Below are 25,090 nucleotides of genomic sequence, written 5' to 3'. Positions count from 1 at the left end.
CGCATGGTCCATTTGGACTAGATGAAAAATTAATCGCCATGAATAAAACGCAATTTGTGGATGAATTGTTATGATAGGTATATTTTGCGTAGTTCATCCAGGTCGTGGCCGTTCAATTCCAGGCCGTTTCGCAGATAGGCGTCGAAAGAACCGTGTCGCTTCTCCACCTCATCGAACGCGGCCTGCAGATAGGCGGTGCGCACGGTCAGCACTGGCATCAGGCTGGCGGGATCGATCGCGCTTCCCGATTGCGCAAGGGCGCTCACCGTCTTCGCATTCTTGCGTTCCAGATAGCGGTTGCTCGCCATATAATCGGCCATGACGGTGTCGCGCGGCACGCCGAGCAGGGTCAGCACGACGGCCGTCGCCCAGCCGGTGCGATCCTTGCCCGCGGTGCAATGATAGAGCAGGGGCATTGCTTGCGGCGTCGCCAGTTCGCGCAATAGCGCGGCATAGGCTTGGCGTGCGCTGCCCAGAGCGACGAAATCGCGATTGGCCGCGGTCAACAGTTCCACGCCCTTGCCCGCAGCAATCGCCGCGGTCGCCTTGCGCATGTCGCCGCCCAGCGAACCGTCGCCGTCAGCAGCGACGTCCAGGATGAGCGGGCGGCTGCCCGGGGGCAGTCTGTCGGGTTCGCGCATCCTTTCGCTTTGCGTCCGTAGATCGACGACGACGCGCAGGCCCAGCCGTTCGAGCGCGGCCATATCGGCATCGCTCACCCGGTCGAGCTGATCCGAGCGATAGAGCATCCCCATCTTCACCCAGCGACCATCTGTAGTGCGATAGCCGCCAATGTCGCGCAGATTGGCGATGCCGGATATGTGCAGCGCCCGATCCGCAACGACCAACGGTGCGCCGCGATCGGGAACTAGGGTGAAATAAGACCGGCTGCCCGGCGTGAGGCCACGGATGGTCGCGCTGCCCGTACCATTTCCTTGCGCCACCGGCTGTCCAACGAGCATGGGAGACGGCATGTCGCTGACATATATGGCGATGCGTCGCACGTCTTCCGCCTGCCATTCAACATGATAGTCATCGCTGTCGGCGATCCGAATGACGCTGGCGGCGCGGAAGGGAATGGCGGCGCTTGTCCCGCGTGCGACTGGCGTCGTGCAACCCGCCAGCGCGGCAAAGGATGTCAGCAGCGCGCCGGAGAGAAAATGACGGCGGTCTATCGGAAGGGCTGTCATGCCGTCATCACCCGCGCTGCGATGAGATGTTGCCGCCGTCCACGACGATTTCCGACGCGGTGACATAGCTCGCCTCGTCCGACAGCAGGAAGCGGACGACCCGCGCGACTTCCTCTGGCTCTCCAATACGACCGAGCAGGATGCGCCGCTCGAAATAGCCGTCCGGCAGGGCGTCGACGGCCGGGCGCATCATCGGCGTCAGAATTTGACCGGGCGATACCGCATTGATCCGGATGCCGTCCATGGCGAGCCGGTCGGCCAGCGAGCGGACCAGCGAAAGTATGCCGCCCTTGGCGGCGCTATAGATCGGGTTGATGCCGTTCCCCAACGTGGCGTTTATCGAGGCGATGGCGACGATGGCAGAGCCGGGCTGGCTCGCCAGATCGACTCGGATGGCCTGGGTGACGAAAGCGAGCGCGCGCAGGTGGATGGCGATGCCGCTGTCCCAGCTTTGCGCCGTCATCCCGTCGATCGAGTCCGTATCGACGATACCCGCCGCATGGACCACGCCGCCCGGCGCGCCCATCGCCTGTCGCGTCGCCGCCAGTGCGGGAGCGATCCCGTCCAGATCGCGCAGGTCGATGCCGATGCCTATGGCGGCGATGCCATGTGTCTGGGCGATAGAGCCGGCGGCAGCGGCGGCCCCGTCGCCATCGATATCCCATAGCGCGACCGGCCGCCCGACGGCTGCCAGGGCCTTGGCGGACGCAAGTCCGATGCCTGAAGCGCCGCCGGTGACGATGACGGGAGAGGATGGCGAAGAAACTGGGTTCATGAAGCGTTTCCTTTCAGATAACGGGGTTCGGGCGGGTGACGATCGCCAACTGCGGCTTAGAATTCGACGCTCAGGTCGACGCCATAGGTGCGCGGTTCCCCGAACAGCGCGCCGGGACGGCCGACGTTGAACTGCATGACATAGTAATTTTTGTCGGTAAGGTTGCGGCCCCACAGGCTGGCGCGCACGCCCTTCACGCCAGGAATGTCCGTGAGTGTCAGCCGCCCATTGAGCAGTCCATAGTCGCCGATGATGTAGCGGCCGCTGGTGACAGTGGCATTGGTATATTTGTCGCTCTGCGCCGTGTAGTTGAGGTTGGCGCTCAGATGCCCGAGCGGCAGGCGCGGCAGATCATAGGTAAGGTCCAGCGCGATGCTGTGCCTGGGCGCATTGGTGAAGCGATAATTGGCCGCGATATTGGCACCGGTCGCGTCGATGATCTCCTTGTAGCGCGCCAGCAGATAGCCGTAATTCACCGACAGGCGAAGATCGCGGGCGGGCGCGAACGTCAAATCCATTTCCACGCCTTTCACGGTCGCACTGCCGGCGTTCAGCACGTCGGTCAGGCGGATATTGGTCGGATCGGACTGAACATTGACCTGAATGTCCGAATATTTCGAGATGAAGCCCGCCGCATTGAAGCGCAGTCTTTTGTCCAGCCATTCGCTCTTCACCCCCGCTTCATAGGACCAGAGTGTCTCCGGGCCGAAGCCCTCGTCGAACCTGTCGATGGAACTGGCCCGGACATTATAGCCGCCGCTCTTATAGCCCTTCACGGCCTTGACGTAGAGATTGACGTCGTCAGATGCGTCATAGGCGACCACGAAGCTGGGGCTGAAATCCTTGAAGTGCCGACTGCCGTCTCCTGCGCCCGGCACTATAGTGATCGGGCCGCTATTTACCTGCGTCTGGCGCGCGAGCGTCGCCTCGCGCTTGTCCCAGCTCTGCCGCAGACCCACCGTCAGATGCAACCGCCGGTCGAGCGCCTGCGGGGTGAAGGTCGCCTGGCCAAACAGTGCATAGGACCGGTTGTCGATGGTCGCTGTGGTGAAACTGCGCGTCAGCGTCGGCGGGCTATAGCTATTGCTGAAATTATCGCCGCTTTCCGAGAAATAATAGAAGCCAGCGACATATTGCAGCGTGCCGTCCAGTGCATCGCCCACCAACTGCCATTCCTGGCTCCACTGATCCTGCCTGGCGCGGCTGCTGTTCTTCTGGAGCGGGAAGGGGCCGAGCGCGCCGGTGAGATAATCCTGGTTCTGGAAATTATCGAGCTTGCGATAGCCGGTGATCGACCGGACGGTCAGGTCGTCGCTCGCCTCCCATTCGCCGGTCAGGCTGTGGCCCTGGGAGGTGATGTCGTTGGGCACCAGATCGCGTACCAGCGGACTGCCTGCCTTGGGACGATCGATCGTGCGCGGATGGAGTGGGGAGAAGGCGACATAGGTGGGCGTGTCGCCGATTTCGGTGCGATCATAATTATATCGCAGGCTGAAACGGTCCGACGGCTGCCACAACAGGTCGGCGCGCATGGCCTGGCGGTCCTTGTCGCCCCAGCGGCTGACGCCCGTGCCGGGATTGGCGATGAAACCGTCCTGCTGCTGGTTCACATAGGACAGGCGCAGCGCGATCGTCTGCCCGACCGGGATATTGACGGCAGCCTTGAAACGGCGATTGTCGTAATTGCCGAGCGTGACCTGCCCCTTGAAGCCGAAGGCGCGAAGGTCCGGCTTGCGGGTGATGAAATTGATCGCGCCGCCAGTCGCATTGCGGCCGTAGAGCGTGCCTTGCGGCCCGCGCAGCACCTCTATCCGTTCAAGGTCGGCCACTTCCATCGCCAGCCCCTGGCTGCGGGCGACATAGACGCCGTCCATATAGACCGCCACGCCGCCATCCTGGGTGATCTGATCGTCGGCCAGTCCCACGCCACGCATGAAGATCTGCGTCGTTGCGGCATTGTTCGGGAAAGGCGTGAGCTGAAGATTCGGCACAGTGGCGCGCAGGTCGGTCAGGCCGTTGATACCCTTCGCTTCTAGGTCTTTCGCGCTGAATGCGGCGATCGAAATCGGCGTATCCTGCAACGATTCCGCGCGCTTCTGTGCGGTCACGACGATGTCCGCGATGGCGTCCGCCCGATCCTGCGCCAAGGCCGGCGTGGCAGCCATGCTCGCGAGCAATGCGACAACGGACACGGCAGTCATGTGATTCGACATATTTTCCTCCCCAGAATCCTGCGTTGGCGGCCGTTTCACAGCTCATCTCTGCCAAGCGCACATTAAATCTACCTACAAGTCAGTAGATTTTCAAGTCGTGACGATGCAGATTGGCTTTATTGGCCGCAATCGGCGTTGCATGGCATGGATGTGAGCGCATAAGGACGGGACAATGACCGTTACCAGACAGCCTACCCGCCAGGCACGCGGCGATGCCACCCGTCGCCAGATATTGGATGCTGCGGAACGTATTTTCGCCGACATCGGCTATGCGGCCGCGCGGCTGGACCATGTGGCGGAAATGGTGGGTATCCGCCGACCGTCGATCCTCTATTATTTCCCCGGCAAGCAGCCGCTTTATGATGAGGTGGAGGCCGATATCTTCTCCTCGATGCACAGCTTCGTGCTGGCGCAGACGGAGGGAGTAGCCGATCCGATGGCGCGCCTGCTCGCGCTGCTCGACGCTTGGCTCGATTTTCTCGTCGGCCGGCCGACCGCTGCGCGGATCATCCAGCGCCTGATCGCCGACTCCGCAGCCTATGGCGACAATCCGGTGCGCTTTTCCGAGACGGCCTTGCAGGACATAGAGGATGTCGTGGCGGCCGGTGTCGCCAGCGGACAGTTTCAGCCGGTTTCGGCGATGGTTTTACTCAATACCGTGGCGGGCGGCGCGCTCCATTATGTTTGCAACGCGCATCAGCTTGGCCCGGCCCGGTCCTATGATCCGGCCGCGCCTGAACAACTGGCGGCGTTTCGGGCAATGATCCATCGTCTGGCCAAGGCAGCGGTGTCATTCGAGGCGTGAGTCGTCTCTCGCACCTATGATCTGTGTCTCCCGCCAGCAGGTGGGAGACTGGCCGGTCCATGCGTGGAAGGCGCGGCGGAAGGCGCTGGTGTCGCTGAACTGTGCGCGGCGTCCGACTTCGCCGATGGTCAGGCGCGGGTCCGCCAGTAACTGATAGGCCAATGTTTGCCGGGCCTTGGCCTTGATCCGCGCCAGAGACGTGCTTTCGGCCGCCAGACGGCGTTTCAGGGTCGCGACGCTGATGCTGAACTGCCGCGCCAGTTCGGCCGCCGTCGATGGCGTTTCGCCGCTCGCCAACATGGCGCCGAACAGATGGGCAATGCGTTCCGAAAGGGGCGCATCCTTGGACTGGGGTTCTTCGATGTCGAAGGGAAAGCGTTCGAGCAGGCTTTCCAGTTCATGCGGGCTACGGATCACCGGGCGATCCAGATAGGTCGCGGGAAAATGGAAGCTGTTTTCCGGTGCGCCATGTCGGACCGGGCAGGGCATCAGATAATGGATCGTCGGTTTGTCCAGCAACGGCGGATAGCGCATCGCCGCGCCCAGCAACGGCAAATCCTCGCCGATCAGCCAGCCATAAAGGCGCGCATAGGTGGACAGGCCGGTAAGGTCGGACAGATAGGCGCAGGCGTTGCGGATCTTGCGGACGGTAGGCATGTCGATCCGCGCCTTGCCTTCATCGACCTTCAACAATAATCGCCCCAGCCTTGGCCCCAGCATCACCGAGAATCGATCCATCCGGTCGATCACGTCGCGCAAGGTGCGACAGGTGATGAGGCAATGGCACATCATGTCGAACCCGGCCTTGGTCAGCGCCTCGCGCCCTTCCTGATGGGCGGCATGATCGTCCAGCAACAGGGTGCAATGGGCATAGAGGCGCGCGAAATCGCCATGCGATAGCGGGCGTTCCCCTCCACCCGGCGCCAGCAGTGCACTGCCCAGATGCGACAGGCCGGCATCGCGGAGAAGCACCGACGGATCATAATCGAACTGCCGGACGAGCCGCAGCAGGTCGCGCGCGATGGCGGCGGACACCCGGCCGGGCACCGGGCGCGAAAGATGCTTGTTGACCCATTTTGTCATGACCTTTGAGCTAATCCGCCATTTCGTTGCGCAAGCCAATAGGGGATGATCGGATAGCGACGATAAACGGGATGGGAGCGGATGAGCGAAAATGAAGGCCTGATGGCGCGTATCGACCGGCTGGAATCGCTCGATGCGATCCGTCAGTTACCGGCGAAATATGCGTTGGCGCTCGACATGCGCGATTCCGACGCCTGGGTGAACCTGTTTCCCGAAGATGTGAAGGTCGGTGGCGGCCAGACCGGGCGCAAGGCGCTACGCGACTGGTTCGACGAAACGCATGCGATGCAGTTCGACGGGACATCGCATCATATCGGTGGCCATATCATCGATTTCGACGACCCCGACCATGCCCAGGGCATCGTCTATTCCAAGAACGAGCATGAGTGCGGGTCGGAATGGGTCATCATGCAGATGCTGTATTTCGACCGCTATGAGCGGATCGACGGGCGCTGGTATTTTCGCCGCCGCTTGCCGCTTTACTGGTATGCGAGCGATCTCAACAAGCCGCCGATCGGTGATCGCAAAATGCGCTGGCCCGGCGTGGCACCCTATCATGGCAGCTTCCACGACCTGTTTCCGACCTGGAAAAGCTATTGGGCGCGCGAGGGAAGGCCGCATGACGGCCCGGTCGATCCGCCTGCGCCGCTCGAAAAATTCATTGAAACGATGCGCCGCGACGCGCCCCTGCCCCGCCCGCGCGTGCGGAGCTGAAGCGAATGAGCGACATATTCTCGCCGGTGCGGCTGGGCGACCTGGAATTGGCGAACCGCATCGTGATGGCGCCGATGACGCGCGATCGGGCCGGGCCGCAGGATGAGCCGACGCCGGTTATGGCGGACTATTATCGCCAGCGCGCCGGGGCCGGCTTGATCGTGACCGAAGGGACGCAGCCATCGCCGTCGGGCAAAGGCTATTGGCGCACACCCGGCATCCATAGCGAAGCCCAGGTCGATGGTTGGCGGGCGGTGGCGCAGGCGGTCCATGATGAAGGCGGACGGATCGTCATGCAATTGATGCATTGCGGCCGGGCGAGCGTGCGCGCCAACAAGGATGCAGGGGCGGAGACGGTCGCGCCATCCGCCATTCCCTGCCCGGACCCAATTCCCGGACCGGACGGGGTGCCGCAGGCAACCGACATGCCTCGCGCGCTCGAGACGCATGAGATCGCAGGCGTCATCGCGGACTATGTGACGGCCGCCCGCAATGCGATTCGGGCCGGGATGGATGGCGTGGAACTTCATTGCGCCAGCGGCTATCTGCCGATGCAGTTCCTGTCTTCGAACAGCAATCAGCGTGCGGACCGCTACGGTGGATCGGTCGAGAATCGCGTGCGCTTCGTCGTGGAGACGCTGACCGCTTTGGCGGATGCGATCGGATCGGGGCGGGTCGGCTTTCGCATCTGTCCGGGTATCACGCTCAACGGCATGGCGGACGTCGATCCGCATGAAACCTATGCGACGCTGCTGAAGGCGGTAGATGGTCTGGAACTGGCCTATGTGCACCTGATCCATATCCCGCTGGATGGACAGGATTCGCTGGAACTGGTTCGCGCCCACTGGAGCGGACCGATCATTGAAAATGGCGCGCTGACGCCCGACAAGGCGCGCGTCCTGCTGGCCGAGGGCAAGGCCGACGCTATGTCCTTTGGTTATGCCTTCATCGCCAATCCCGATCTGGTAGCTCGCTTCCGCACCGGCGCGCCGCTGGCGAAAGCGGACCGCAGCAGTTTCTACACCGGCCATGGCGACGATCGCCGCGGCTATACCGACTATCCGGCGCTGGGAGATTAAAATGGGCCAATTGCTCGAAGGGCGCACGGCGCTGGTCACAGGTGGCGGGCAGGGCGTGGGCCAGGGTATCGCCCGTGCGCTGGCGCAGGCAGGCGCAGCCATCGTCATTGCTCAACGCCGCGGCGAGGAAGCGGAGCGCGAGGCGACCTGGCTGCGCGATCAATATGGCGTGCGCGCGCTCGGCGTCGCCGTGGATGTGACCAGTGCGGACGATGTCAGGCAGATGGTCGAGGATGCCGCCGAACAACTTGGGCGCCTCGACATCCTGGTCAATAATGCGGGCGGCAGTTTCCCAAGACGGCTGGAGAAGCACAGCGATGAAGAGATGGCCGCCGCCTTCGATCTCAATTACTGGGCCGTATTCCGCGCGATGCGCGCCGCCTTTCCGATCATGAAGGCGCAGGGCTATGGCCGCGTCATCAATCTGGGCTCACTGAATGGCGTGAACGCCCATATGTTCACGGCGGCCTATAACGCCAGCAAGGAAGCGGTGCGCGCGCTGACCCGCACGGCGGCGGTCGAATGGGGGCCGCACGGCATAACCTGCAACATCATCTGCCCCTCTGTATCCAGCCCGCAGGCGCAGGATTATTTCGCCGCCAATCCGGCCATGGCGCAGGCGATCCTGCAGCAGGTGCCGGTAGGCCGCTTTGGCGATGCGGCGCAGGATGTCGGGCCGGTCGCGGTCTTCCTGGCGAGCGAGGGCGGTGGCTACACCACGGGCAATACATTGTTCGTCGATGGCGGCGGTCATATCAACGGCGTCGCCTGGCGCCCCGAAGTCGAGGATTGAGGACTATGGAGAGGCTCAAGGGCAAGCGTGCGGTCGTCACCGGCGGCGCGCAGGGGATCGGCGCGGCCATCGCGCAGCGGCTGGCGGCGGAGGGCGCGCGGGTGGCCGTGCTCGATCTGGACGAAGGGGCGGCAGCCGCCGTCCTGCCCGCGCCGCATATCGGCATCGCCTGCGATGTCGCCGATACGGCATCGGTCGATCGGGCCTTCGTTGCCGTGAAGGCGGCATTCGGCGGCGTCGACGTTCTGGTGAACAATGCCGGACGAGGCAGCGCGGCCGGCGACGGCATGGATCGTTACTATGCCGCCCAGGCCGAACGCAGCGGCCAGATCGCGCGGGGTGAGGCGCCGGACATCTTCATCGACCAGACACTCTATTGCGAGGATGAAGGCTGGACCGGCGTCTTGAGCGTGACGCTGGACGGTACGTTCAAATGCAGCCGCGCGGCGGTCCGGCTGATGGCGGAACAGGGGCAGGGTGGTGCTATCGTCAATATCGGATCGACGGCGGGCGTGAAGGGCGACGGCCCCATCCCCTATTGCGCCGCCAAGGCGGCGGTGCTGGGTATGACGCGGGCGATGGCGCGCGAACTGGCCGACCGGGGCATTCGCGTCAATGCGGTCAATCCGGGCGCGACCGAAACGCCGATCTACGCCGGTCTGCCAGCCGAACTGAAACAGGCGATCGCCGCCGACAGCCTGATGAAAAGGCTGGCCCAGCCGGACGAGATTGCGGGCGCGGTCGCCTTTCTCGCAGGCGCGGATGGCAGCTTTGCGACCGGGAGCATCCTCACCGTGAATGGTGGAGCCTATTTCTCATGATCGACATCTCGCTGCATCGCCCTTACCCCGCCAGCAAGGTCGAGCGATGGGACTATGAGACGGACGTAGCGGTGATCGGCTTCGGTGCGGCGGGAGCCTGCGCCGCGATCGAGGCGGCGGAGGGGCGCGCGCGCGTCATGCTGTTCGAACGCGGATCGGGCAGCGGCGGCGCGTCCGCACTGTCGGGTGGGGAAATCTATATCGGCGGTAGTGGCGGGACGGATGCGCAGCGTACAGCCGGGTTTGCGGACAGGACCGAGGACATGGCCGCCTATCTGAAGGCGGCTGGCGGCCCGTGCGCCGATAACGCCAAATGCGATCTCTACGCGCAGGAGTCGCTGGCGCATTTCGCCTGGCTCAAGATGCAGGGCATTCCCTATCGCGGCAATTACCTGCCCGGCAAGCATATCGAGCCGACCGACGATTCCACACTAATCTGGTCGGGCAGCGAGGCGGCCTACCCCTTTTGCGACATGGCGAAACCAGCGCCGCGCGGCCATGTGATCCAGCATAATGGCTGGGGTGGCGGCCGGCCGTTGGTCGACCTGCTGGAAGGTCGCGCGCGGGCCCTGGGCGTGTCGGTCGTGACCGATGCCCGCGCCGTGGCGCTGGTGCAGGACGAGGATCGGATCGTCGGCGCTGTGCTGCGGATCGACAATGCGATCCGCTTCGTGAAGGTGGCCCGCGGCGTCATCCTGTGTACCGGCGGTTTCGTGATGAACGAGGCGATGCGGCGGCGCTATTGCCCAGAAACCTTCCGCATCAACAGTCCGATCGGCGATCAGGATGACGGTTCCGGCATCGAACTGGGCGTGGGCGCGGGCGGCGATGCGATCCATATGGAGCAGTTCTTCACCACCTGCCCCTGGACGATGCCCGAATCCCATGCCTTTGGCGTTTTCGTCAACCAAGCCGGGCAACGGTTCATCAACGAGGATTGCTATCATGGCCGGGTCAGCCGCCAGGCGGTCGATCAACTGGGCGACCGGGTCTATCTGCTGCTCGACAATGCGCATTTTTCCCAGCCGCTCGACATGGCGGGGATCGGCATTGCCGGGACGGGCGACAGTTGGGAGGAGGTCGAGGCCGAATTGGAGATGGCGCCCGATACGCTGAGCGCGACCATGGCCTTCTACAACGCCCATGCGCGGGAGGGGCGCGATCCTGTATTCCACAAGCGGCCGCCGATCCTGACGCCGCTCGACCAGGGGCCGTTCATCGCGCTGGAGCTGCATTTCCAGAACAGCTATTTCAGCTTCTTCACCCTGGGCGGTCTGCGGACATCCACCGACGGCGAAGTGCTCGATCGCGCCGGCATGGCCATTCCTGGCCTGTTCGCGGCCGGGCGCTGCACATCGGGCCTGCCCGCCTGGGGACATGGCTATAGTTCGGGCCTCAGCCTCGCCGATTGCACCTATTTCGGGCGGCGGGCGGGGCGGAAGGCGGCTTTGGAACGCGCCTAGTCCGTTTGGCCGATGTCGCGCGCCGGCTGCTGGGCCATCATCCCTGTCAGTGATACAACCGACAGGAGAGTGACTTGTCCATCGATCAGGCCCGCAACGGTCTTCGCTTTGCCGTCATCGGGGCCGGCATGGCCGGCATATTGGCCGCGATCCGTCTGAATCAGGCAGGCGAGCGCTTCACCCTTTATGAAAAGGCGGACGGGCTGGGCGGCACCTGGCGCGAAAATCGCTATCCGGGCCTGACCTGCGACGTGCCGGCCCATGCCTATACCTATAGTTTCGAACCCTATGCCGAATGGCGGGCCTTCTATGCCAAGGGGGCGGAGATACAGACCTATTTCGAGCGCACAGCCGAGAAATACGGGATCATGCCGCATGTCCGATTCGGTGCGGAGGTCGTGTCGTGCGTCTGGAATGAAAGCCAGGCCTGCTGGCATCTGGGCCTTTCGAGTGGGGAGTCGACGAGCGCGGACGTGGTCATCGCCGCGTCGGGCGTGCTGCACCATCCCAAAATGCCGGATATCGAAGGGCTGGACGATTTTGCGGGCACGATATTGCACAGCGCGCGCTGGCGCGACGATGTGCCGCTGGACGATGCCCGCGTCGGCGTGGTCGGCAATGGATCGACCGGGGTCCAGATCATCACCGCGCTCCATTCGCGCGCGGCCAGGCTGGTGCATTTCCAGCGCTCGCCGCAATGGATCATGCCGGTGCCGCAATTCGACTATAGCGAGGAGGAACGGGAGGCCTTCCGCCGTGATCCGGCGCTGATCGACGCAATCCGAAACAACCAGGATTATTGGGACTCCATCTATCGCTTTACGCAGGCGATCACCGACACCCATGGGCCGGAGATTGCGGCGATCGAGCAACTATGCCTCGACAATTTGGAAAATAGCGTGCGCGATCCCGCATTGCGGGAAAAATTGCGGCCGGATTACCGCGCCGCGTGCAAGCGGCTGATCTATAGCTGGTGCTATTATGACGCCGTGCAGCAGTCCAATGTGGCGGTGGAGCGCGAACGGATCGTGCGCGTCGAACCCGAAGGGGTCAGGCTCGCCGACGGCCGGTTGCAACCGCTCGATACGCTGATCCTGGCCACCGGCTTCCATGCCGATCGCTTCATCCGCCCGACGAGGGTGACGGGCCGGAACGGGCTGTCGCTGGACGATGCCTGGTCGGTGCGGCCCACCGCTTATTATGCGGTGACGATCCCGGGCTTCCCCAATTTCTTCATGCTTAACGGCCCAACCGGGCCGGTCGGCAATTTCTCGCTGATCGACATTGCCGAACGGCAATGGGCCTATATCGACCAGTTGCTCGACCTGCTGCGTCGCGGCGACGCGGAGACGGTCGAGCCAAGCGCGCAGGCCCATGCCGCCTATGAGGCCCGGCGGATCGCCGCCGCGCAGACCACCATCTTCGGATCGGGGTGCAGCAGCTGGTATCTGGACAAGACCGGCGTGCCCGCGAGCTGGCCGTGGAGCTATCAGGCCTTTGCGGAAGCGATGGCGGCGCCAGTGATGGCAGACTATGTGCTGGGCGCTTCGACGGAAGCAGCGGAATGAGGAAGCGGCGGGGGCGGGCGCAACCGCCCCCGCTAGTTCAGACGCCGAAGCCGCCGGATACGGAGATGGTCTGCCCGGTCACATAGCGCGCACGATCGGAGGCGAAGAAGACGGCGGCCTGACCGATATCTTCCGCCTGTCCCCAGCGCTTGAGACACAGCAGCTTCTGCGTCTCCGTGACCCAGGCCGCGTCGAACACGCCCTGGGCACTCAGTTCGTGGAACATGCCCGCGTCGATTACGCCGACCAGTACCGAATTGGCGCGGATCTCATATTTGCCCTCTTCCTTGGCGATGCCCTTGATCAGCGCTTCATTGGCGGCCTTGGGCGCGACCGACAGGCCGTCGAGCTTGGGCCACCAGTCATGGCCGGCCGACCCCAGATGGACGAAGGCGCCGCCCCCCTGTTCGCGCATATGCGGGATGAGCGCGCGGGCGGCATGATAGAAGCCGAATACTTCTACCTCCATCGCTTGCCGGAACTGGTCCTGGGACCAGTCGGCGAGGGCGGTTTGCGACACCAGCGGTCCCGCGCCCCAGACAACGCTGTGGATGCGGCCGTGCGCGGCGGCGGCTGCGGCGACGACAGCTTCGACGGATGCTGCGTCGCGCACGTCGGTCTGGTGGATGGTCGCCTTGACGCCAAGCGCCTCGATCGCCTGCGCCGTCTCCTGCGCCACCGCCTCCTTGGATCGATAGCAGATGGCGACGTCTGTCCCCGCCTTGGCGAATTCGATCGCGACGCCCTTGCCGATGCCGCCGCTGCCGCCGAAGATCATGGCGGCGCCTTGAGGGAACATCTGTCCCATCCCGTCTCTCCCGTACCTGTCGTTGAAAAAGTTCAGCGGCCCATGGCAGCGACGGCTTCCGCCGCACCCCGCATCGCGCCTTCGATATAGGTGACGCCGGTGCCGTCGCCGATTTCCACCACCTCATGGCCCTGCGCGCGCAGCGCATCGGCCAGGGTGGAGTCGCCATGGGCGCCCATCGCCACGACGACATGGTCGGCTGCGATGCCCTGCATCGTGCCGTCCGACGCGGCGAAGACGACGTCCTTCCGGCCGATGCGAATGTCGCGCGCACCGGGGAACATCGCCACGCCATGTTCGCGCAGTTCCGCGATCAGCCGCATCCGCCGCACCAGCAGCAGGCCGCCGCCAAATTTCGGCGCTTCGCCCACGATCGTGACGTCGCGGCCCCGCTCCATCAGAAATTCCGCCAGTTCCAGCCCGACCAGCTCGCCGCCGATAATCACCACCCGCTTGCCAAGCGGCATCCAGGCATGGGTCGCCTTGCGCACCAGTTCCAGATTGGCCGTGGCGCCCGTGGCCGCGCCCAGCTTGGTCGCCATCCGCGTCGACCAGCTCGTCTTGCGGCGGATCGCGGCGCTGTCCTCGCCCAGCATCATCCCGCGCAGATCGTCGCCCGACAGGACGAAATCCTGGTCGTGGCCGGGGATGGGCGGCATGTCGCGCACCGCGCCGGTCGCGACGATGATCTTGTCGGGCTTGAGCGCGGCGATCAGCGTCGGCGTCGCCTCGGTCTTCAGCCGGACATCGATCTGTGACTGGCCGACCTGATGCCGCAACCAGTCGAGCAAGCGTTCATTGGGTTCATAGGCCAGCGCCGCGAACCGCAACGTGCCGCCCAACCTGTCGGATTTCTCGATCAGCGTCACCTTCGCGCCGGCCAGGTCCAGCCGGCGCGCGGCCTCCATCCCTGCTGGCCCGCCACCGATGATTACGACATGGCCCGGCGCCTTGGCGGGCGTCCAGTCGAGATCTTCGTATCCCGTTTCGGAACGTACGGCGCAACGCACCTGCTCGCGCAGATAGGCGGTGCTGACGCAGGTATAGCAGTAGATGCAGGGCCGGATGTCGGCGATCCGCCCGGCGGCCAGCTTGGCGGGCAGGTCCGGGTCGGCCAGCAGCTTGCGCCCCATGGCCAGGAAGTCGAATTCGCCCTGCGCGAGCCCCCGCTCGCCCCGGTCGATTTCGACCCGGCCCGACGCGATGACGGGAATGGCGACGGCTGCACGGATCGCCGCCGCCGCTTCGAGATGCGCGGCGGGCTCGTGCGGGATGTTCGATGCGGAATGGAGCTTGCCCTGACCGACATCATGATAGGCGGACACGGTGATGGCGTCCGCGCCCGCGGCCTCCACCATCGGCGCGAGCGCGACGGCGAGGTCCAGGGTGATGCCGTTCGCCTTGCCCAGTTCGCGCGAATCGATCTTGACCCACATTGGAAAGTCGGGGCCGACCTCCGTCCGGACGGCGCGCACCACCTCCAGCAGCAGGCGCGCGCGCCCGGCCAGGTTGCCGCCATATTCATCGTCGCGATTGTTGGTCGACGGCGACACGAAGGAGGAGAGGAGATAGCCATGTGCGCCGTGAATTTCGACGCCGTCGAAGCCCGCTTTTCTGGCGCGGGCGGCGCCTTGTACGAATTGGCGGACAACGAGCGAGACATCTTCTCGCGTTAGTATCTTGATCTGCGGCACGCTGCCGCCGGCGAAGGCGGCCATTTCCTCGGGCAGGAAATAATCGGGGAAGTCGCCCTTGAAAGGCGGCGGATAGGCCGGCGCCCACAGCGGATGACCCTCGCCCGCGCTATGGGTGGCGACCAGGCCACCATGATGCAATTGGGTGGCGATGCGGCTGCCCGCGGCATGGACCGCATCGACCAGTCGCTTGAGGCCGGGCAGGAAACGGTCGTCGGAAATGGCGGTCTGCCTGGGCTGTACCGCGCCGACCGGCCAGGCGACGCCAGCGACCCCGGTGACGATCAGGCCCGCGCCGCCCTTCGCCTGCGCCACATGATAGTCGATAAGCCGCCGGCCGACGGTGCCGTCCGGCTCGGCCAGACTCACCCCCATTGCGGTGACGATGATTCGGTTGGGCAGGCTCAGCGTACCGATCCGGCCCGGCGTCAGCAGCGTGGCCGGACGGCGGGAAAGGGCAGGGGCTGCGGCCATGTATCGACTCTCCTGAAATCCATTATTTGCGTATTATTGACGCCGATATATCACGATTATATACGGTAGTACCACATAAAATATAATTGATCGCGTATCATGTGCCGCGATGGAAGGAGGATTTGATGTCCCAGTCCCTGCTCGATCAATTGGCGCTGCGCGATCTGCTGATGCGCTATTGCCGGGGGTGCGACCGCCGTGATTTCATGCTGGTGCGGTCCCTCTATCATGACGATGCCATCGACGACCATGGGGCTATGTTCCGGGGTGGCCCGGACGATTTCGTCGCTTGGCTGCCCCAGGCGATGGCGCCATGGCAGGCGACCCGCCACAGCATCGCCAACAGCCTGTTTGTCGTTGATGGCGACCGAGCCGAGGGTGAGCATCATGTCGAGGCCTGGCATCGCAGCCATGGCCCCGAACCGCGCGACTATATCGTTTATGGCCGTTATCTCGATCGCTACGAACGGCGTGATGGCGTGTGGAAATTCAGCCATCGCAGCGTGGTTTTCGACCATGGCCTGATCCGGGATGCGGATCAGGCGGCAATGGATCAATTGGGCGCGGATGCGCCGCACGGCCGGGCCGATCGCGAGGATCCGTCCTGGGCCTATGCGCTGCTGGCGGGGGCGGCGCGATGAGGGGCGTGGTCTGGGATGGCGCGCAGCTGCATATCACCAAAGCCCTGTCGCTGCGGCCGATCCGGCCGGGCGAGGTGCGCGTGCGCGTGTTGCGATCGGGCATCTGCCATAGCGACATCGGCATGATGGCGATCCCGCAGGCGGTCACGCCGATGGTGCTGGGTCATGAGGCGGCGGGCGAGGTGATGGACGTCGGCCCCGGCGTCGAAGGCTGGTCGGTGGGCGACCGGGTCGCGGTGGGGACGCAGACGCCCTGTGGCCAGTGCCGCGAATGTGGGCGGGACGAGCCGCATAATTGCGATACGACCTGGGGCTATGTGCCCGACTGGCCCTTTCTGTGGGAGGGGCGGCCGGTGGCTTCCTTCGCCAATGTCTCCTCCTTCGCCGGCGAAATCCTGGTCAAGGCGGGGCAATTGTTCGCCATTCACGATCTGCCGCCCGAACAAGGGGCATTGATCGGCTGCGCTGTGTCTACCGGGGCCTGCGCGGCGCGGGTGCTCGGCAGGGTCAAGGCGGGCGACCGGGTGGCGGTGTTCGGCATCGGTGGCATCGGCGTCAATGCGGTGCAGGGCGCGCGGATCGCCGGGGCGGAGGTGCTGGCGATCGATCGCAACCCGTCCAAGGAAGCCGTCGCGCGACAATTCGGCGCCGCCCATTTCCATGTGGCACAGCCGGGACAGGATGGCATGGCGTTGGCGCAAGCGCTGGCCGTGCAGCATGGTCCGATCGATGTTGCGATCGAATGTAGCGGTGCGATCGGCGCGGTCGAAGCGGCGCTTCATTGTCCCAAGCGTGGCGGGCGGACGGTGCTGATCGGCCTGTCGGCGCCGGGTACGCAGGCGCGGCTTTCGCTCGACGCCGTGTTGGGCGGGCGGGAGATCATCTCGACCATGAACGGCGGCGCGCGGCCCGGCCGCGATTATCCCACGCTGATCGAGGAGGCGCGGACGGGCCGCCTGAACCTGCGCGACCAGATCAGTCATGTCTGGCCGCTGGAGCAGGTCGAGGACGCCATTGCCGCGCTGAAGGCCGGCGCCGTCACGCGCGCGGTGCTTGATCATATGCGCTGAGGGCGGCGGCCACCTGTTATGGAATTGCTCGCACATCAAGGAGAAATATGGAGCGAATTATATTGATAATATCGTTTTATATGCTCTATATGCGTAGATCATATAAATAATGATGACGCATATGCGGTGCGCGTTAGACGCATTCATGCCGGGAGAGAGATAATGACGATATTCGGATCATGCAGCAGGATCGCACTTTTGGGCGGGATGCTCGCCGCATTGCCGCAGGCGCAGGCGCAGGTCGTGGCGCCGCAAGGACAGGAGACCGAGGGTGGCGGTCTGAGCGACATCATCGTCACGGCGCGGCGGACATCGGAATCGATGCAGACCGTGCCGGTCGCGGTGACGGCGCTCGCGGGTGAATTTCTGGAAAAGCAGAATATCGTCGATGTGACGTCGATCCCACAATTCACGCCCAACCTGTCGATCATGCAGCAATCGACCAGCCCGACGGCCGCGTCGGTCTATATTCGCGGCATCGGCAATCAGGAACCGTCCTCGGTCGCGGAACAGGGGGTCGGCATCTATCTGGATGGCGTCTATGTCGCCCGGTCGGCGGGCGCGCTGTTCGATCTGGTGGATCTGGAACGGATCGAGGTGTTGCGCGGGCCGCAGGGAACTTTGTTCGGCCGCAATACCGTGGGCGGCGCGATCCAGCTCGTGTCGAAAAAACCGGCCGACGAGATGAAGATCGACGTCAAGGGGGGCTATGGCAGCTTCAGCGAATGGTTCGCGAAGGCGCGGATCGACACCGGCTATATCGGCGGGTCGCCGATCAAGGCGTCGCTGTCGCTGATGCACCGCCAGCGCAATGGTTATATCGACAATGTCTATACGAGCGACAGTCGCGACCCCGGCGCCACCAATGCCGATGCGCTGATGCTGGGCGTGCAGGCCGATCTGGGCAAGGTCACAATCAATTACAGTTTCGACTATAATGACCGGCGCGCCACCGCACCCTATTTCCAGATGCTCTATGCCACCGATGACGTGAAAAATTATTTCGGCCAGTCGGCGGCGTTGGGCGGCGACCCCTTCCTCGTTTCACCTGATCGGCAGACCGACGTGCGGCAAGCCGGCTTCGTCGATCGCGATGGCAAGCTGCGCTACGACGCGCGGGCCAAGATCCAGGGCCACGGCCTGACGATCCAATATGAACCGATTGACGAACTGACGCTCAAATCGATCACCGCCTATCGCAAGTTCAGCCAGGACACGATCCTGACGCTGGGCGGTAACGGCTATCTAAATGGCGTGGTGCTCGATCCCGTCACCTTCGCGCCCTCGATCGGCGCCGTGACGCCGATCAACGGCAACAACGCGCCGCAACGGCAATGGCAGTTCAGTCAGGAATTTCAGGCGCTGGGCAGCATGGGCGACCTGTCCTATGTCGCCGGCCTCTATTATTTCTACGAAAAGTCGTCCGAATATAATCGGCAGAATCTGACCTTCGTACTGCCAGGCGGGCAGGCGGGACTCAACCTGGCGCCGGTGCAGGCTTTTGGCGGCACGGCGGAATCCATGGCCGCCTTCGGGCAAATGAGCTGGAAGCCGGCTGCGCTGGACGGCCGGATGGAGATTACCGGCGGTGCGCGCTTCACCGGCGACCGTAAGACGCTGAGGCTGGCGGGCGACATCGTTCCTAACCTCAAGGGGCATGTGGATTATACCAATGTGTCGTGGTTGGGTTCAATCAATTACCGTTTCACGCCCGCGATCATGGCCTATGTCCGGATATCGTCGGGCTATCGTTCGGGCGGCATCAATCCCCGGGCTGCGGTCATCAATATCTTCGCGCCGGAAGATGTGAAATCCTATGAAGCGGGCCTGAAGTCCGAATTGTTCGACCGGCGCGTGCGGCTCAATCTGGCGATATTCCAGACCGACTATAGCAATCAGCAGATCAACCAGTTCGCGGCCGGCAGCGGCGGCGTAACATCGTTGATCGTCAATGCGGGCCAGGTCCGCTTCCGCGGTGTCGAGGCGGAACTGACCGTGGCGCCGACCGAGGGGCTGACCTTCGACGGATCGCTGGGTTATACCGATCCCAAATATAAGAGCTATCTGTTCCGCGATCCGGCGACCAACCAGATCATTGATGTCGCCGACGAGGCGCGGATGCCCCAGACCGCCAAGTTCAACGCCCATGTCGGCGGCCAATATATGGTGCCGGTCGGTATCGGCGAGCTGACAGCGCGGGTCGATTATGCCTATCGCAGCACCGTCTATTTCCACAATCTGGACCGGGTGAACCCGTATAATGTCGAAACCCGGTCGCGCCCCGACCATAATCTGCGCGCGCGCCTGTCACTCGGGGACATTGCTATGGGCAGCGGAACGCTGGAACTGGGCGTCTGGGGCGACAATCTGACCAACCAGAAGAATCTCGATTTCGCGATCGACTTCGGCTCGCTCGGTTTTGCAGCCGGATCGTTCAAGAAGCCGCGCACCTTCGGCGTCGATGCGAAAGTCAGCTTCTAAGGAGCGGTATATGGCGGATGATGTGAGGCTGGCGGATCGCTGGCGCAGCTTTTGCGCGCAACTGGCGCAGGCGGGGGAGATACTCGATCGCCCGGATGCGCCGGCCTCCCCGCTCGATCAGGCAGAGGGGCTGCGTTATCTCAGCCGCCTCACCCGCACCGCACTGAACATGCTGGTGGATTCCAGCGACCCGGACTTTCCGCGCCTGTTCCTGCTGTGCGACGATGCCATCAAGATCGGTGCGGACAATCCCGACAATCTCTACCAGCAGGCGGTGGTGCGGGGGGATCGTGACTATCGCATCCGCGGCCAACGCGGCACCGTCCCCTATCTCAGCATCGGCGCCAAGGCGAACCGCTACGCGATCGACGGCACGATGGCGTCGACCGGGGAGATCGAATTTGCCGACGTCGTGCTGGAACCGGACGGCAGTTTCGAGATCATCGCCAGCGCCACGCCCAAGCCGGGCAACTGGTTGCCTATGACGCAGGATACCACGCTGCTGATCGTGCGCCAGACCTTCAACGACAAGAAGGCGGAAACGCCTGCTGACATTCAGATCGAACGGATCAGTGATGGGCCTGCGCTGCCGGCGTTGCTGACCCCCGCAACGATCGATGCGCAACTGAGCGGCGCGGCGCAATGGGTGCGCGGCACCGCCAACACCTTCGCCGACTGGTCGCAATGGTTCATGGGCCAGCCCAACCGGATTTACGATGGCGACCAGCAGGTCTTCTATCGCGCGGGCGGCGACCCGAAAATCTGGTACGGCCATCTCTATTACGACCTGGCGCCCGGCGAAGCGCTGGTGATCGAAGCCACGCCGCCGCCCTGTCGCTTCTGGAATTTCCAGCTCGACAATTGGTGGATGGAATCGCTCGACCATGTGCATCGCAAGGTCTGGGTCAACGGGTCGCAGGCGCAATATGAGGATGACGGCCGGGTGGTCGTGGTCTGCGCCGACAGCGATCCGGGCTATGGCAACTGGATCGACATGTCGGGGCATCGCAGCGGCACGGCGCTGTGGCGCTGGATCGAGGCAGAGGATTTCCCGGTGCCGCAATGCCGGGTCGTGCGGCTCTGACGTCCTGACTTTCCGCCCCGCGCGGGGATGGTTTCAGCCTTCCCAATCCCGTAACGCCATACGCAGCACCTTGCCGCCGGCATTGCGAGGCAGGGCCGCCACGAAGCTGATCTGGCGAGGTACTTTGTAATTGGCCATGCTGGCGCGCGCCCAAGCGATAATGTCGCGGGCCTCTGCACTGTGGCCGGGGCGTAGTATGACGAAGGCCTTGCCGACTTCGCCCAATCGCTCGTCGGGGACACCGATAACCGCCGCCGTCTCGATCGCCGGATGGGCGGCGAGCAGACTTTCGATCTCGGCGGGATAGCAATTGAAGCCGCCGGAAATATACATGTCCTTCTTGCGATCGGTGATGGCGAGATAGCCGCGCGCGTCGATCGTGCCGATGTCGCCGGTATGCAGCCAGCCGTCCGCGTCGATTGCTTCGGCGGTAGCGGCGGGATCGTCGAGATAGCCCTGCATCACCGATGGGCCGCGGATCCACAACTCGCCCGCTTGGCCCGACGGCAGGTCGCGGCCCGCCTCATCGACGCAGCGCACCTCCGTTCCTGGCAGCGGATAGCCACAGGTGTGCGCGACCGTGTCGGCATCGTCGCCCTGCCGGGTCATGGCGATGGCGCCGCATTCGGTCATGCCATATCCGTTGACGATGTTGGACATGCCCAGTTCGCGCCGCATCCGCTCCACCAGTGCGGGTGCGACCGGGGCCGCCCCCGTCACCGCGACGCGCAGCGAGGAAAAGTCGCGGGGCTTGTCCCCGGCCAGTTCCTGCAACAGCGTAACGTAGATGGTGGGCGGTCCGGGCAGGAAGCTGATACGGTTCTGTTCGATCTGGCGGATCATTTCGGCGCCGTCGAACATCGCCATCGGCACGATCGTCGCACCGCGGGTGAAGCAGACGACCCAGCCCGCCTTGTAGCCGAAGGTGTGGAAGAAGGGATTGACCACCAGATAGCGGTCGCCTGCGCGCAGATCGACGCGCACGGCCCAGTCGCCGAAAATCTGCACCGCCTGGGCGTGGGACGTCAGCACGCCCTTGGGGCGTCCGGTGGTGCCGGAGGTGAAGATGATGTCGCTGATGTCATCGCCGCTGATGTGGGATAGGGCTTCGTCCACCGTCACGTCGTCCGGACCGCAGCCGCGCGCGACGAACGCGTCCCATTCGCTGTCGATCAGCAGCACTTCCGCAAGATCAGGCAAATCCTCGTCCGCGATCAGCGCGCGATAGTCGGTGTCCAGAAAAAATTCCGGCACGAACAGCAGTTTCGCTTTCGACCGGCGCAGGATATCGGCGGCTTCCTGCCCCTTGAAGCGGGTGTTGAGCGGCACGATGGTCGCGCCGATGCTCTGCGCCCCCAGTGTCGCCAATATCCATGTCCGGCCATTGGGCGCCCAGAGGGCGATGCGGTCGCCATGGCGCAGTCCGCTGGCGCGGAAGGCGGAGGCCGCGGCCCGCGCATCGGCCCAGACCTCGGCGAAGCTCCATTGCCGGTCGCCCTCGATGATGCCGGCCTGGTCGGGCCAGCGCTCTGCCGCCGCCTTGGCCGCGTGCGGGATGGTGTGGGGCCATGCGCCCATCATTTCGGTCATTGGCCGCGCGGCTCCCTGGGCAAACCGAGGCCGCGCTCGGAAATGATGTTGCGCTGGATCTGGTCCGTGCCCGCATAGATGGTGTCGGACCGGCTCATCAGATACATGCTGGTGAGAGCATCGAAACGCTCTTCGCTGATGCCGATTTCGCCCGACTGACCCAACACGTCCATGGCGAGTTCGCCCAGCGCCTTGTGCCATTGCGACCAGTAGAGCTTGTAGCTGTAGGCCGCGCCCGACAGCCCGGCTTCGTCGGACAACATGCGCAGGCTACTGTAGCGCATGATCTTCAGCCCGGCATGGGCATGGGCGATGCGCTGGCGGATCAGCGGATCGATGGCTTTGCCGTTCGCCTTCGCCGCTGCGATAATATCGTCCAGTTCGTTGCGAAAGTGCATCTGTTGCGCCAGCGTCGATACGCCGCGTTCGAACCCCAGCAGCGCCATCGCCACCTTCCAGCCGTCGCCTTCCGCGCCGATGCGGTCGATCGCCAGCGCCTCCGCCCCGTCGAAAAAGACTTCGGCAAATTCCGCTTCGCCGGTCATCTGGCGGATCGGGCGGGGCGTTACGCCGGCTTGGTCCATCGGCACCAGCAGGAAGGACAGGCCCTTGTTGCCGACGCTGCCCGGCTCGGTGCGGGCGACCACGAAACACCAGTCGGCGATCATGCCCATCGACGTCCAGATCTTCTGGCCGTCGATGATGTAGCGATGGCTTTCAAGGCGGGCTTTCGTCTTGACGTTGGCGAGGTCGGACCCCGCGCCCGGTTCCGAATAGCCCTGGCACCAGATCGCCCGGCCATGGGCGATATCGGGCAGGAAGCGCGTCTTCTGCTCCTCACTGCCCAGCGCCAATAATGTCGGTCCCAGCAGTTCGACGCCCAGATGGCCGACGCGCGGCGGCGCCTTGGCGCGGGCATATTCCTCCGCGAAGATGACCTGCTGCGCGATGGAGGCGCCGCGTCCGCCCCATTGTTCGGGCCAGCCGACGACGCTCCAGCGCGCCGCACCCAGCGCCGCTTCCCAGGCGCGACGTTCCTCGACCATATCCATCTGGCTGGTCCGGCCGCGCAGGGCCTTGAAGGGGCCAGAAAGCTGATCGTCCAGCCAGTCGGCTGCTTCTGCACGGAAAGCCTTGAGTTCCGGGGCGAAGGCCAGTTGCATCAGGCGACCTCGAACAGTCCGGCCGCGCCCATGCCGCCCGCGACGCACATCGACACGACGACATAGCGCAGGCCGCGTCGCTTGCCCTCGATCAGCGCATGACCGACCAGTCGCGATCCGGTCATGCCGAAGGGATGGCCGATGGCGATGCCGCCGCCATTGACGTTCAGCTTTTCGGGATCGATGCCCAGTTTGCGCTGGCAGTAAATCGCCTGGCTCGCAAAGGCTTCGTTGATTTCCCACAGGCCGATATCGTCGATCTTCAGGCCTGCACGGTCCAGCAGCTTGGGGATGGCGAACACCGGGCCGATGCCCATTTCATCCGCGCCGCAACCCGCGACCTGGAAACCGCGATAGATGCCCAGAACCGGCAGGCCTTCCCTCTGCGCGGTGGCCAGGTCCATGACGACCTGGGCCGAGGCGCCGTCGGACAACTGGCTGGCATTGCCGGCGGTGATGTGACGGCCTTCCTTGACGACATCGCCATTTTTGAAGACGGGCTTGAGTTCGGACAGCTTCTCATAGGTCGTGCCCGCGCGGATGCCTTCGTCGGCCGACAGCACCAGTTCTTCCTTGCCGGTCTCCTGGCCTGCCTTGTCGAACAGCGCCTTGGTCAGGGCAATCGGCACGATTTCGGCGTCGAACCTGCCCGCTTGCTGCGCCGCGGCGGCACGCTGCTGCGACAGGGCGGCAAAGTGATCCTGATCCTCGCGGCTGACGCCATAGCGGTCGGCGACAATCTCCGCCGTCTCGATCATCGCCATATAGGCATAGGGATCGTGCACCTTCACCCATTCAGACCGGTTGCGGAAATTGGGATAATGTTTGTCGATGGTCAGCGAGACATTCTCCGTGCCCCCGGCCAGCGCCACGTCGATTTCGTCGGCGATGATGCCGCGCGCCGCGAACGCCAGCGCATTGAGGCCCGACGAGCATTTGCGGTCCATTGCAAAGCCAGCCACCGTGTCGGGCAGGACCGAGCCATGCACGGCCAACCGGCCGATATTGTAGCTCTGGGTGTTCCACTGATTGGCGCAGCCCATATAGACATCGTCCACACGGGCGGGGTCGATCCCGGCGCGGGCGATGGCGGCATCGACGACATGGGCCGCCATGCGCGGCGCTTCGGTATCGTTGAAGGCACCGCGATAGGCTTTGCCCACGCCGGTGCGGGCGGTAGAAATGATGGCTGCTTCGCGCATGTCTTAAAATCCGTGCATATTGGTGGGGCCGAAAAAGGCGCGCATTTCGGTGACTTCATTGGCTTCGTTGAAGCGGAAGGTGTCGATCACGTCGACGCGCTGCTGTTTCCCCTCCCAGGCGAGATTGACGCAAAAGGCGAAGGCCGCATGGTCGGCGGTGATGCGGATCGGCCCTTCAAGCGTCAGCTTTGCGCCGGTCTGCATCGAGGCGGCGTAAAAGGCGCGGATGGCTTCGCGGCCCTTGTGCGGCGGGCTGCCGACGGGATCTTCGACCGTTGCGTCCTGCGCGAACAGGGCGGCCGCCTGGTCGGCGCTCCCCGCGTCGAACGCAGCGACATAGGCGTGGACGGCGGCTTCCATTTTGGCGGGATCGGGCATC

The 25,090-nt window shown here is 64.0% G+C and carries 21 protein-coding genes; 11 read left to right on the top strand and 10 right to left on the bottom strand.

Translation table 11 applies throughout. The annotated features are described in order from the left end of the window. Positions 1–68 precede the first annotated feature (68 nt). From SBA_RS20840 to SBA_RS20830, 3 genes are read right to left on the bottom strand one after another with little or no spacing between them, the layout of a single operon-like run. Positions 69–1,190, bottom strand: coding sequence for a tyrosine-protein phosphatase (locus tag SBA_RS20840; protein WP_261936843.1), 1,122 nt, complete (start codon positions 1,188–1,190; stop codon positions 69–71). A gap of 7 nt (positions 1,191–1,197) precedes the next feature. After that, entirely contained in the window at positions 1,198–1,965 is a 768-nt protein-coding gene (locus tag SBA_RS20835) for an SDR family NAD(P)-dependent oxidoreductase (protein ID WP_261936842.1), read from the bottom strand. Between the two features lie 56 nt (positions 1,966–2,021). Beyond that, entirely contained in the window at positions 2,022–4,178 is a 2,157-nt protein-coding gene (locus tag SBA_RS20830) for a TonB-dependent receptor (protein WP_261936841.1), read from the bottom strand. 172 nt (positions 4,179–4,350) lie between these two features. On the opposite strand from SBA_RS20830, the gene SBA_RS20825 reads away from it, so the two are divergent. Continuing rightward, positions 4,351–4,983 (top strand): TetR/AcrR family transcriptional regulator, encoded by a 633-nt coding sequence (locus SBA_RS20825; RefSeq protein ID WP_224549106.1) that lies wholly within the window; start codon positions 4,351–4,353, stop codon positions 4,981–4,983. Here the strand turns inward: SBA_RS20825 and SBA_RS20820 are convergent. Next, positions 4,969–6,066 carry an AraC family transcriptional regulator gene (locus SBA_RS20820; RefSeq protein ID WP_261936840.1) on the bottom strand — a complete coding sequence of 366 codons (1,098 nt, stop codon included), beginning with the start codon at positions 6,064–6,066 and terminating at the stop codon, positions 4,969–4,971. The two genes, SBA_RS20825 and SBA_RS20820, sit on opposite strands and share 15 nt — an antisense overlap. Positions 6,067–6,147: 81 nt before the next feature. Here SBA_RS20820 and SBA_RS20815 point away from each other — a divergent pair, with 81 nt between their 5' ends. The 6 genes from SBA_RS20815 to SBA_RS20790 all read left to right on the top strand — a co-directional run bounded on the left by SBA_RS20815 (position 6,148) and on the right by SBA_RS20790 (position 12,504). Next, the gene (locus SBA_RS20815) at positions 6,148–6,780 is read left to right on the top strand and encodes a nuclear transport factor 2 family protein (protein ID WP_261936839.1); all 633 of its coding nucleotides are present in this window, start codon (positions 6,148–6,150) and stop codon (positions 6,778–6,780) included. Positions 6,781–6,785: 5 nt separating this feature from the next. After that, positions 6,786–7,859, top strand: a complete 1,074-nt coding sequence (locus SBA_RS20810; protein WP_261936838.1) for an alkene reductase — start codon at positions 6,786–6,788, stop codon at positions 7,857–7,859. A gap of 1 nt (position 7,860) precedes the next feature. Beyond that, on the top strand, positions 7,861–8,652 hold the full coding sequence (locus tag SBA_RS20805; protein WP_261936837.1) for an SDR family NAD(P)-dependent oxidoreductase: 792 nt from the start codon (positions 7,861–7,863) through the stop codon (positions 8,650–8,652). A gap of 5 nt (positions 8,653–8,657) precedes the next feature. After that, a complete protein-coding gene (locus SBA_RS20800; RefSeq protein ID WP_261936836.1) occupies positions 8,658–9,473 on the top strand; it encodes an SDR family NAD(P)-dependent oxidoreductase in 816 nt (271 codons plus the stop codon). Further along, positions 9,470–10,936, top strand: coding sequence for an FAD-dependent oxidoreductase (locus SBA_RS20795; protein WP_261936835.1), 1,467 nt, complete (start codon positions 9,470–9,472; stop codon positions 10,934–10,936). The genes SBA_RS20800 and SBA_RS20795 overlap by 4 nt, the downstream gene beginning before the upstream one ends. 74 nt (positions 10,937–11,010) lie before the next feature. Then, positions 11,011–12,504, top strand: coding sequence for a flavin-containing monooxygenase (locus tag SBA_RS20790; RefSeq protein ID WP_261936834.1), 1,494 nt, complete (start codon positions 11,011–11,013; stop codon positions 12,502–12,504). A 37-nt stretch (positions 12,505–12,541) separates the two neighbouring features. Here the strand turns inward: SBA_RS20790 and SBA_RS20785 are convergent, their stop codons facing one another. Together SBA_RS20785 and SBA_RS20780 are read right to left on the bottom strand one after the other, a co-directional pair. Beyond that, entirely contained in the window at positions 12,542–13,312 is a 771-nt protein-coding gene (locus tag SBA_RS20785) for an SDR family NAD(P)-dependent oxidoreductase (protein ID WP_261936833.1), read from the bottom strand. A 32-nt stretch (positions 13,313–13,344) separates the two neighbouring features. Further along, the gene (locus tag SBA_RS20780) at positions 13,345–15,480 is read right to left on the bottom strand and encodes an oxidoreductase (protein WP_261936832.1); all 2,136 of its coding nucleotides are present in this window, start codon (positions 15,478–15,480) and stop codon (positions 13,345–13,347) included. A gap of 125 nt (positions 15,481–15,605) precedes the next feature. Between SBA_RS20780 and SBA_RS20775 the strand changes: the two genes are divergently transcribed. The 4 genes from SBA_RS20775 to SBA_RS20760 all read left to right on the top strand — a co-directional run bounded on the left by SBA_RS20775 (position 15,606) and on the right by SBA_RS20760 (position 20,756). Continuing rightward, entirely contained in the window at positions 15,606–16,121 is a 516-nt protein-coding gene (locus SBA_RS20775; protein ID WP_261936831.1) for a nuclear transport factor 2 family protein, read from the top strand. After that, on the top strand, positions 16,118–17,191 hold the full coding sequence (locus tag SBA_RS20770) for an alcohol dehydrogenase catalytic domain-containing protein (RefSeq protein ID WP_261936830.1): 1,074 nt from the start codon (positions 16,118–16,120) through the stop codon (positions 17,189–17,191). Before SBA_RS20775 ends, SBA_RS20770 begins: the two co-directional genes overlap by 4 nt. Positions 17,192–17,353: 162 nt before the next feature. Beyond that, positions 17,354–19,672: a TonB-dependent receptor gene (locus tag SBA_RS20765; protein ID WP_261936829.1), complete on the top strand. Its 2,319-nt coding sequence runs from the start codon at positions 17,354–17,356 to the stop codon at positions 19,670–19,672. 10 nt (positions 19,673–19,682) lie between these two features. Next, positions 19,683–20,756, top strand: coding sequence for a DUF1214 domain-containing protein (locus SBA_RS20760; RefSeq protein ID WP_261936828.1), 1,074 nt, complete (start codon positions 19,683–19,685; stop codon positions 20,754–20,756). A gap of 33 nt (positions 20,757–20,789) precedes the next feature. Here SBA_RS20760 and SBA_RS20755 read toward each other — a convergent pair whose 3' ends face one another. The 4 genes from SBA_RS20755 to SBA_RS20740 are packed head-to-tail and all read right to left on the bottom strand — an operon-like array spanning position 20,790 to position 25,089. Further along, on the bottom strand, positions 20,790–22,346 hold the full coding sequence (locus tag SBA_RS20755; protein WP_261936827.1) for a FadD3 family acyl-CoA ligase: 1,557 nt from the start codon (positions 22,344–22,346) through the stop codon (positions 20,790–20,792). Next, positions 22,343–23,509 carry an acyl-CoA dehydrogenase family protein gene (locus tag SBA_RS20750; RefSeq protein ID WP_261936826.1) on the bottom strand — a complete coding sequence of 389 codons (1,167 nt, stop codon included), beginning with the start codon at positions 23,507–23,509 and terminating at the stop codon, positions 22,343–22,345. The genes SBA_RS20755 and SBA_RS20750 overlap by 4 nt, the downstream gene beginning before the upstream one ends. Continuing rightward, positions 23,509–24,711, bottom strand: a complete 1,203-nt coding sequence (locus SBA_RS20745; protein WP_261936825.1) for an acetyl-CoA C-acyltransferase — start codon at positions 24,709–24,711, stop codon at positions 23,509–23,511. The genes SBA_RS20750 and SBA_RS20745 overlap by 1 nt, the downstream gene beginning before the upstream one ends. A gap of 3 nt (positions 24,712–24,714) precedes the next feature. Continuing rightward, positions 24,715–25,089 carry a steroid Delta-isomerase gene (locus tag SBA_RS20740; protein ID WP_261936824.1) on the bottom strand — a complete coding sequence of 125 codons (375 nt, stop codon included), beginning with the start codon at positions 25,087–25,089 and terminating at the stop codon, positions 24,715–24,717. Position 25,090: the final 1 nt, after the last annotated feature.

It is taken from the genome of Sphingomonas bisphenolicum (genome assembly GCF_024349785.1).
GTDB classification, from domain to species: Bacteria; Pseudomonadota; Alphaproteobacteria; order Sphingomonadales; family Sphingomonadaceae; genus Sphingobium; species Sphingobium bisphenolicum.
This window is presented reverse-complemented; position numbering and strand designations above follow the sequence as displayed.

Bases quoted from the DNA above. Each gene is read 5' to 3' on its own strand.
- SBA_RS20835 (WP_261936842.1), bottom strand. From the start codon at position 1,965: ATGAACCCAGTTTCTTCGCCATCCTCTCCCGTCATCGTCACCGGCGGC.
- SBA_RS20750 (WP_261936826.1), bottom strand. From the start codon at position 23,509: ATGCAACTGGCCTTCGCCCCGGAACTCAAGGCTTTCCGTGCAGAAGCA.
- SBA_RS20785 (WP_261936833.1), bottom strand. From the start codon at position 13,312: ATGGGACAGATGTTCCCTCAAGGCGCCGCCATGATCTTCGGCGGCAGC.
- SBA_RS20760 (WP_261936828.1), top strand. From the start codon at position 19,683: ATGGCGGATGATGTGAGGCTGGCGGATCGCTGGCGCAGCTTTTGCGCG.
- SBA_RS20765 (WP_261936829.1), top strand. From the start codon at position 17,354: ATGACGATATTCGGATCATGCAGCAGGATCGCACTTTTGGGCGGGATG.
- SBA_RS20820 (WP_261936840.1), bottom strand. From the start codon at position 6,066: ATGACAAAATGGGTCAACAAGCATCTTTCGCGCCCGGTGCCCGGCCGG.
- SBA_RS20740 (WP_261936824.1), bottom strand. From the start codon at position 25,089: ATGCCCGATCCCGCCAAAATGGAAGCCGCCGTCCACGCCTATGTCGCT.
- SBA_RS20800 (WP_261936836.1), top strand. From the start codon at position 8,658: ATGGAGAGGCTCAAGGGCAAGCGTGCGGTCGTCACCGGCGGCGCGCAG.
- SBA_RS20775 (WP_261936831.1), top strand. From the start codon at position 15,606: ATGTCCCAGTCCCTGCTCGATCAATTGGCGCTGCGCGATCTGCTGATG.
- SBA_RS20780 (WP_261936832.1), bottom strand. From the start codon at position 15,480: ATGGCCGCAGCCCCTGCCCTTTCCCGCCGTCCGGCCACGCTGCTGACG.
- SBA_RS20805 (WP_261936837.1), top strand. From the start codon at position 7,861: ATGGGCCAATTGCTCGAAGGGCGCACGGCGCTGGTCACAGGTGGCGGG.
- SBA_RS20815 (WP_261936839.1), top strand. From the start codon at position 6,148: ATGAGCGAAAATGAAGGCCTGATGGCGCGTATCGACCGGCTGGAATCG.
- SBA_RS20810 (WP_261936838.1), top strand. From the start codon at position 6,786: ATGAGCGACATATTCTCGCCGGTGCGGCTGGGCGACCTGGAATTGGCG.
- SBA_RS20755 (WP_261936827.1), bottom strand. From the start codon at position 22,346: ATGACCGAAATGATGGGCGCATGGCCCCACACCATCCCGCACGCGGCC.
- SBA_RS20770 (WP_261936830.1), top strand. From the start codon at position 16,118: ATGAGGGGCGTGGTCTGGGATGGCGCGCAGCTGCATATCACCAAAGCC.
- SBA_RS20840 (WP_261936843.1), bottom strand. From the start codon at position 1,190: ATGACAGCCCTTCCGATAGACCGCCGTCATTTTCTCTCCGGCGCGCTG.
- SBA_RS20825 (WP_224549106.1), top strand. From the start codon at position 4,351: ATGACCGTTACCAGACAGCCTACCCGCCAGGCACGCGGCGATGCCACC.
- SBA_RS20745 (WP_261936825.1), bottom strand. From the start codon at position 24,711: ATGCGCGAAGCAGCCATCATTTCTACCGCCCGCACCGGCGTGGGCAAA.
- SBA_RS20830 (WP_261936841.1), bottom strand. From the start codon at position 4,178: ATGTCGAATCACATGACTGCCGTGTCCGTTGTCGCATTGCTCGCGAGC.
- SBA_RS20795 (WP_261936835.1), top strand. From the start codon at position 9,470: ATGATCGACATCTCGCTGCATCGCCCTTACCCCGCCAGCAAGGTCGAG.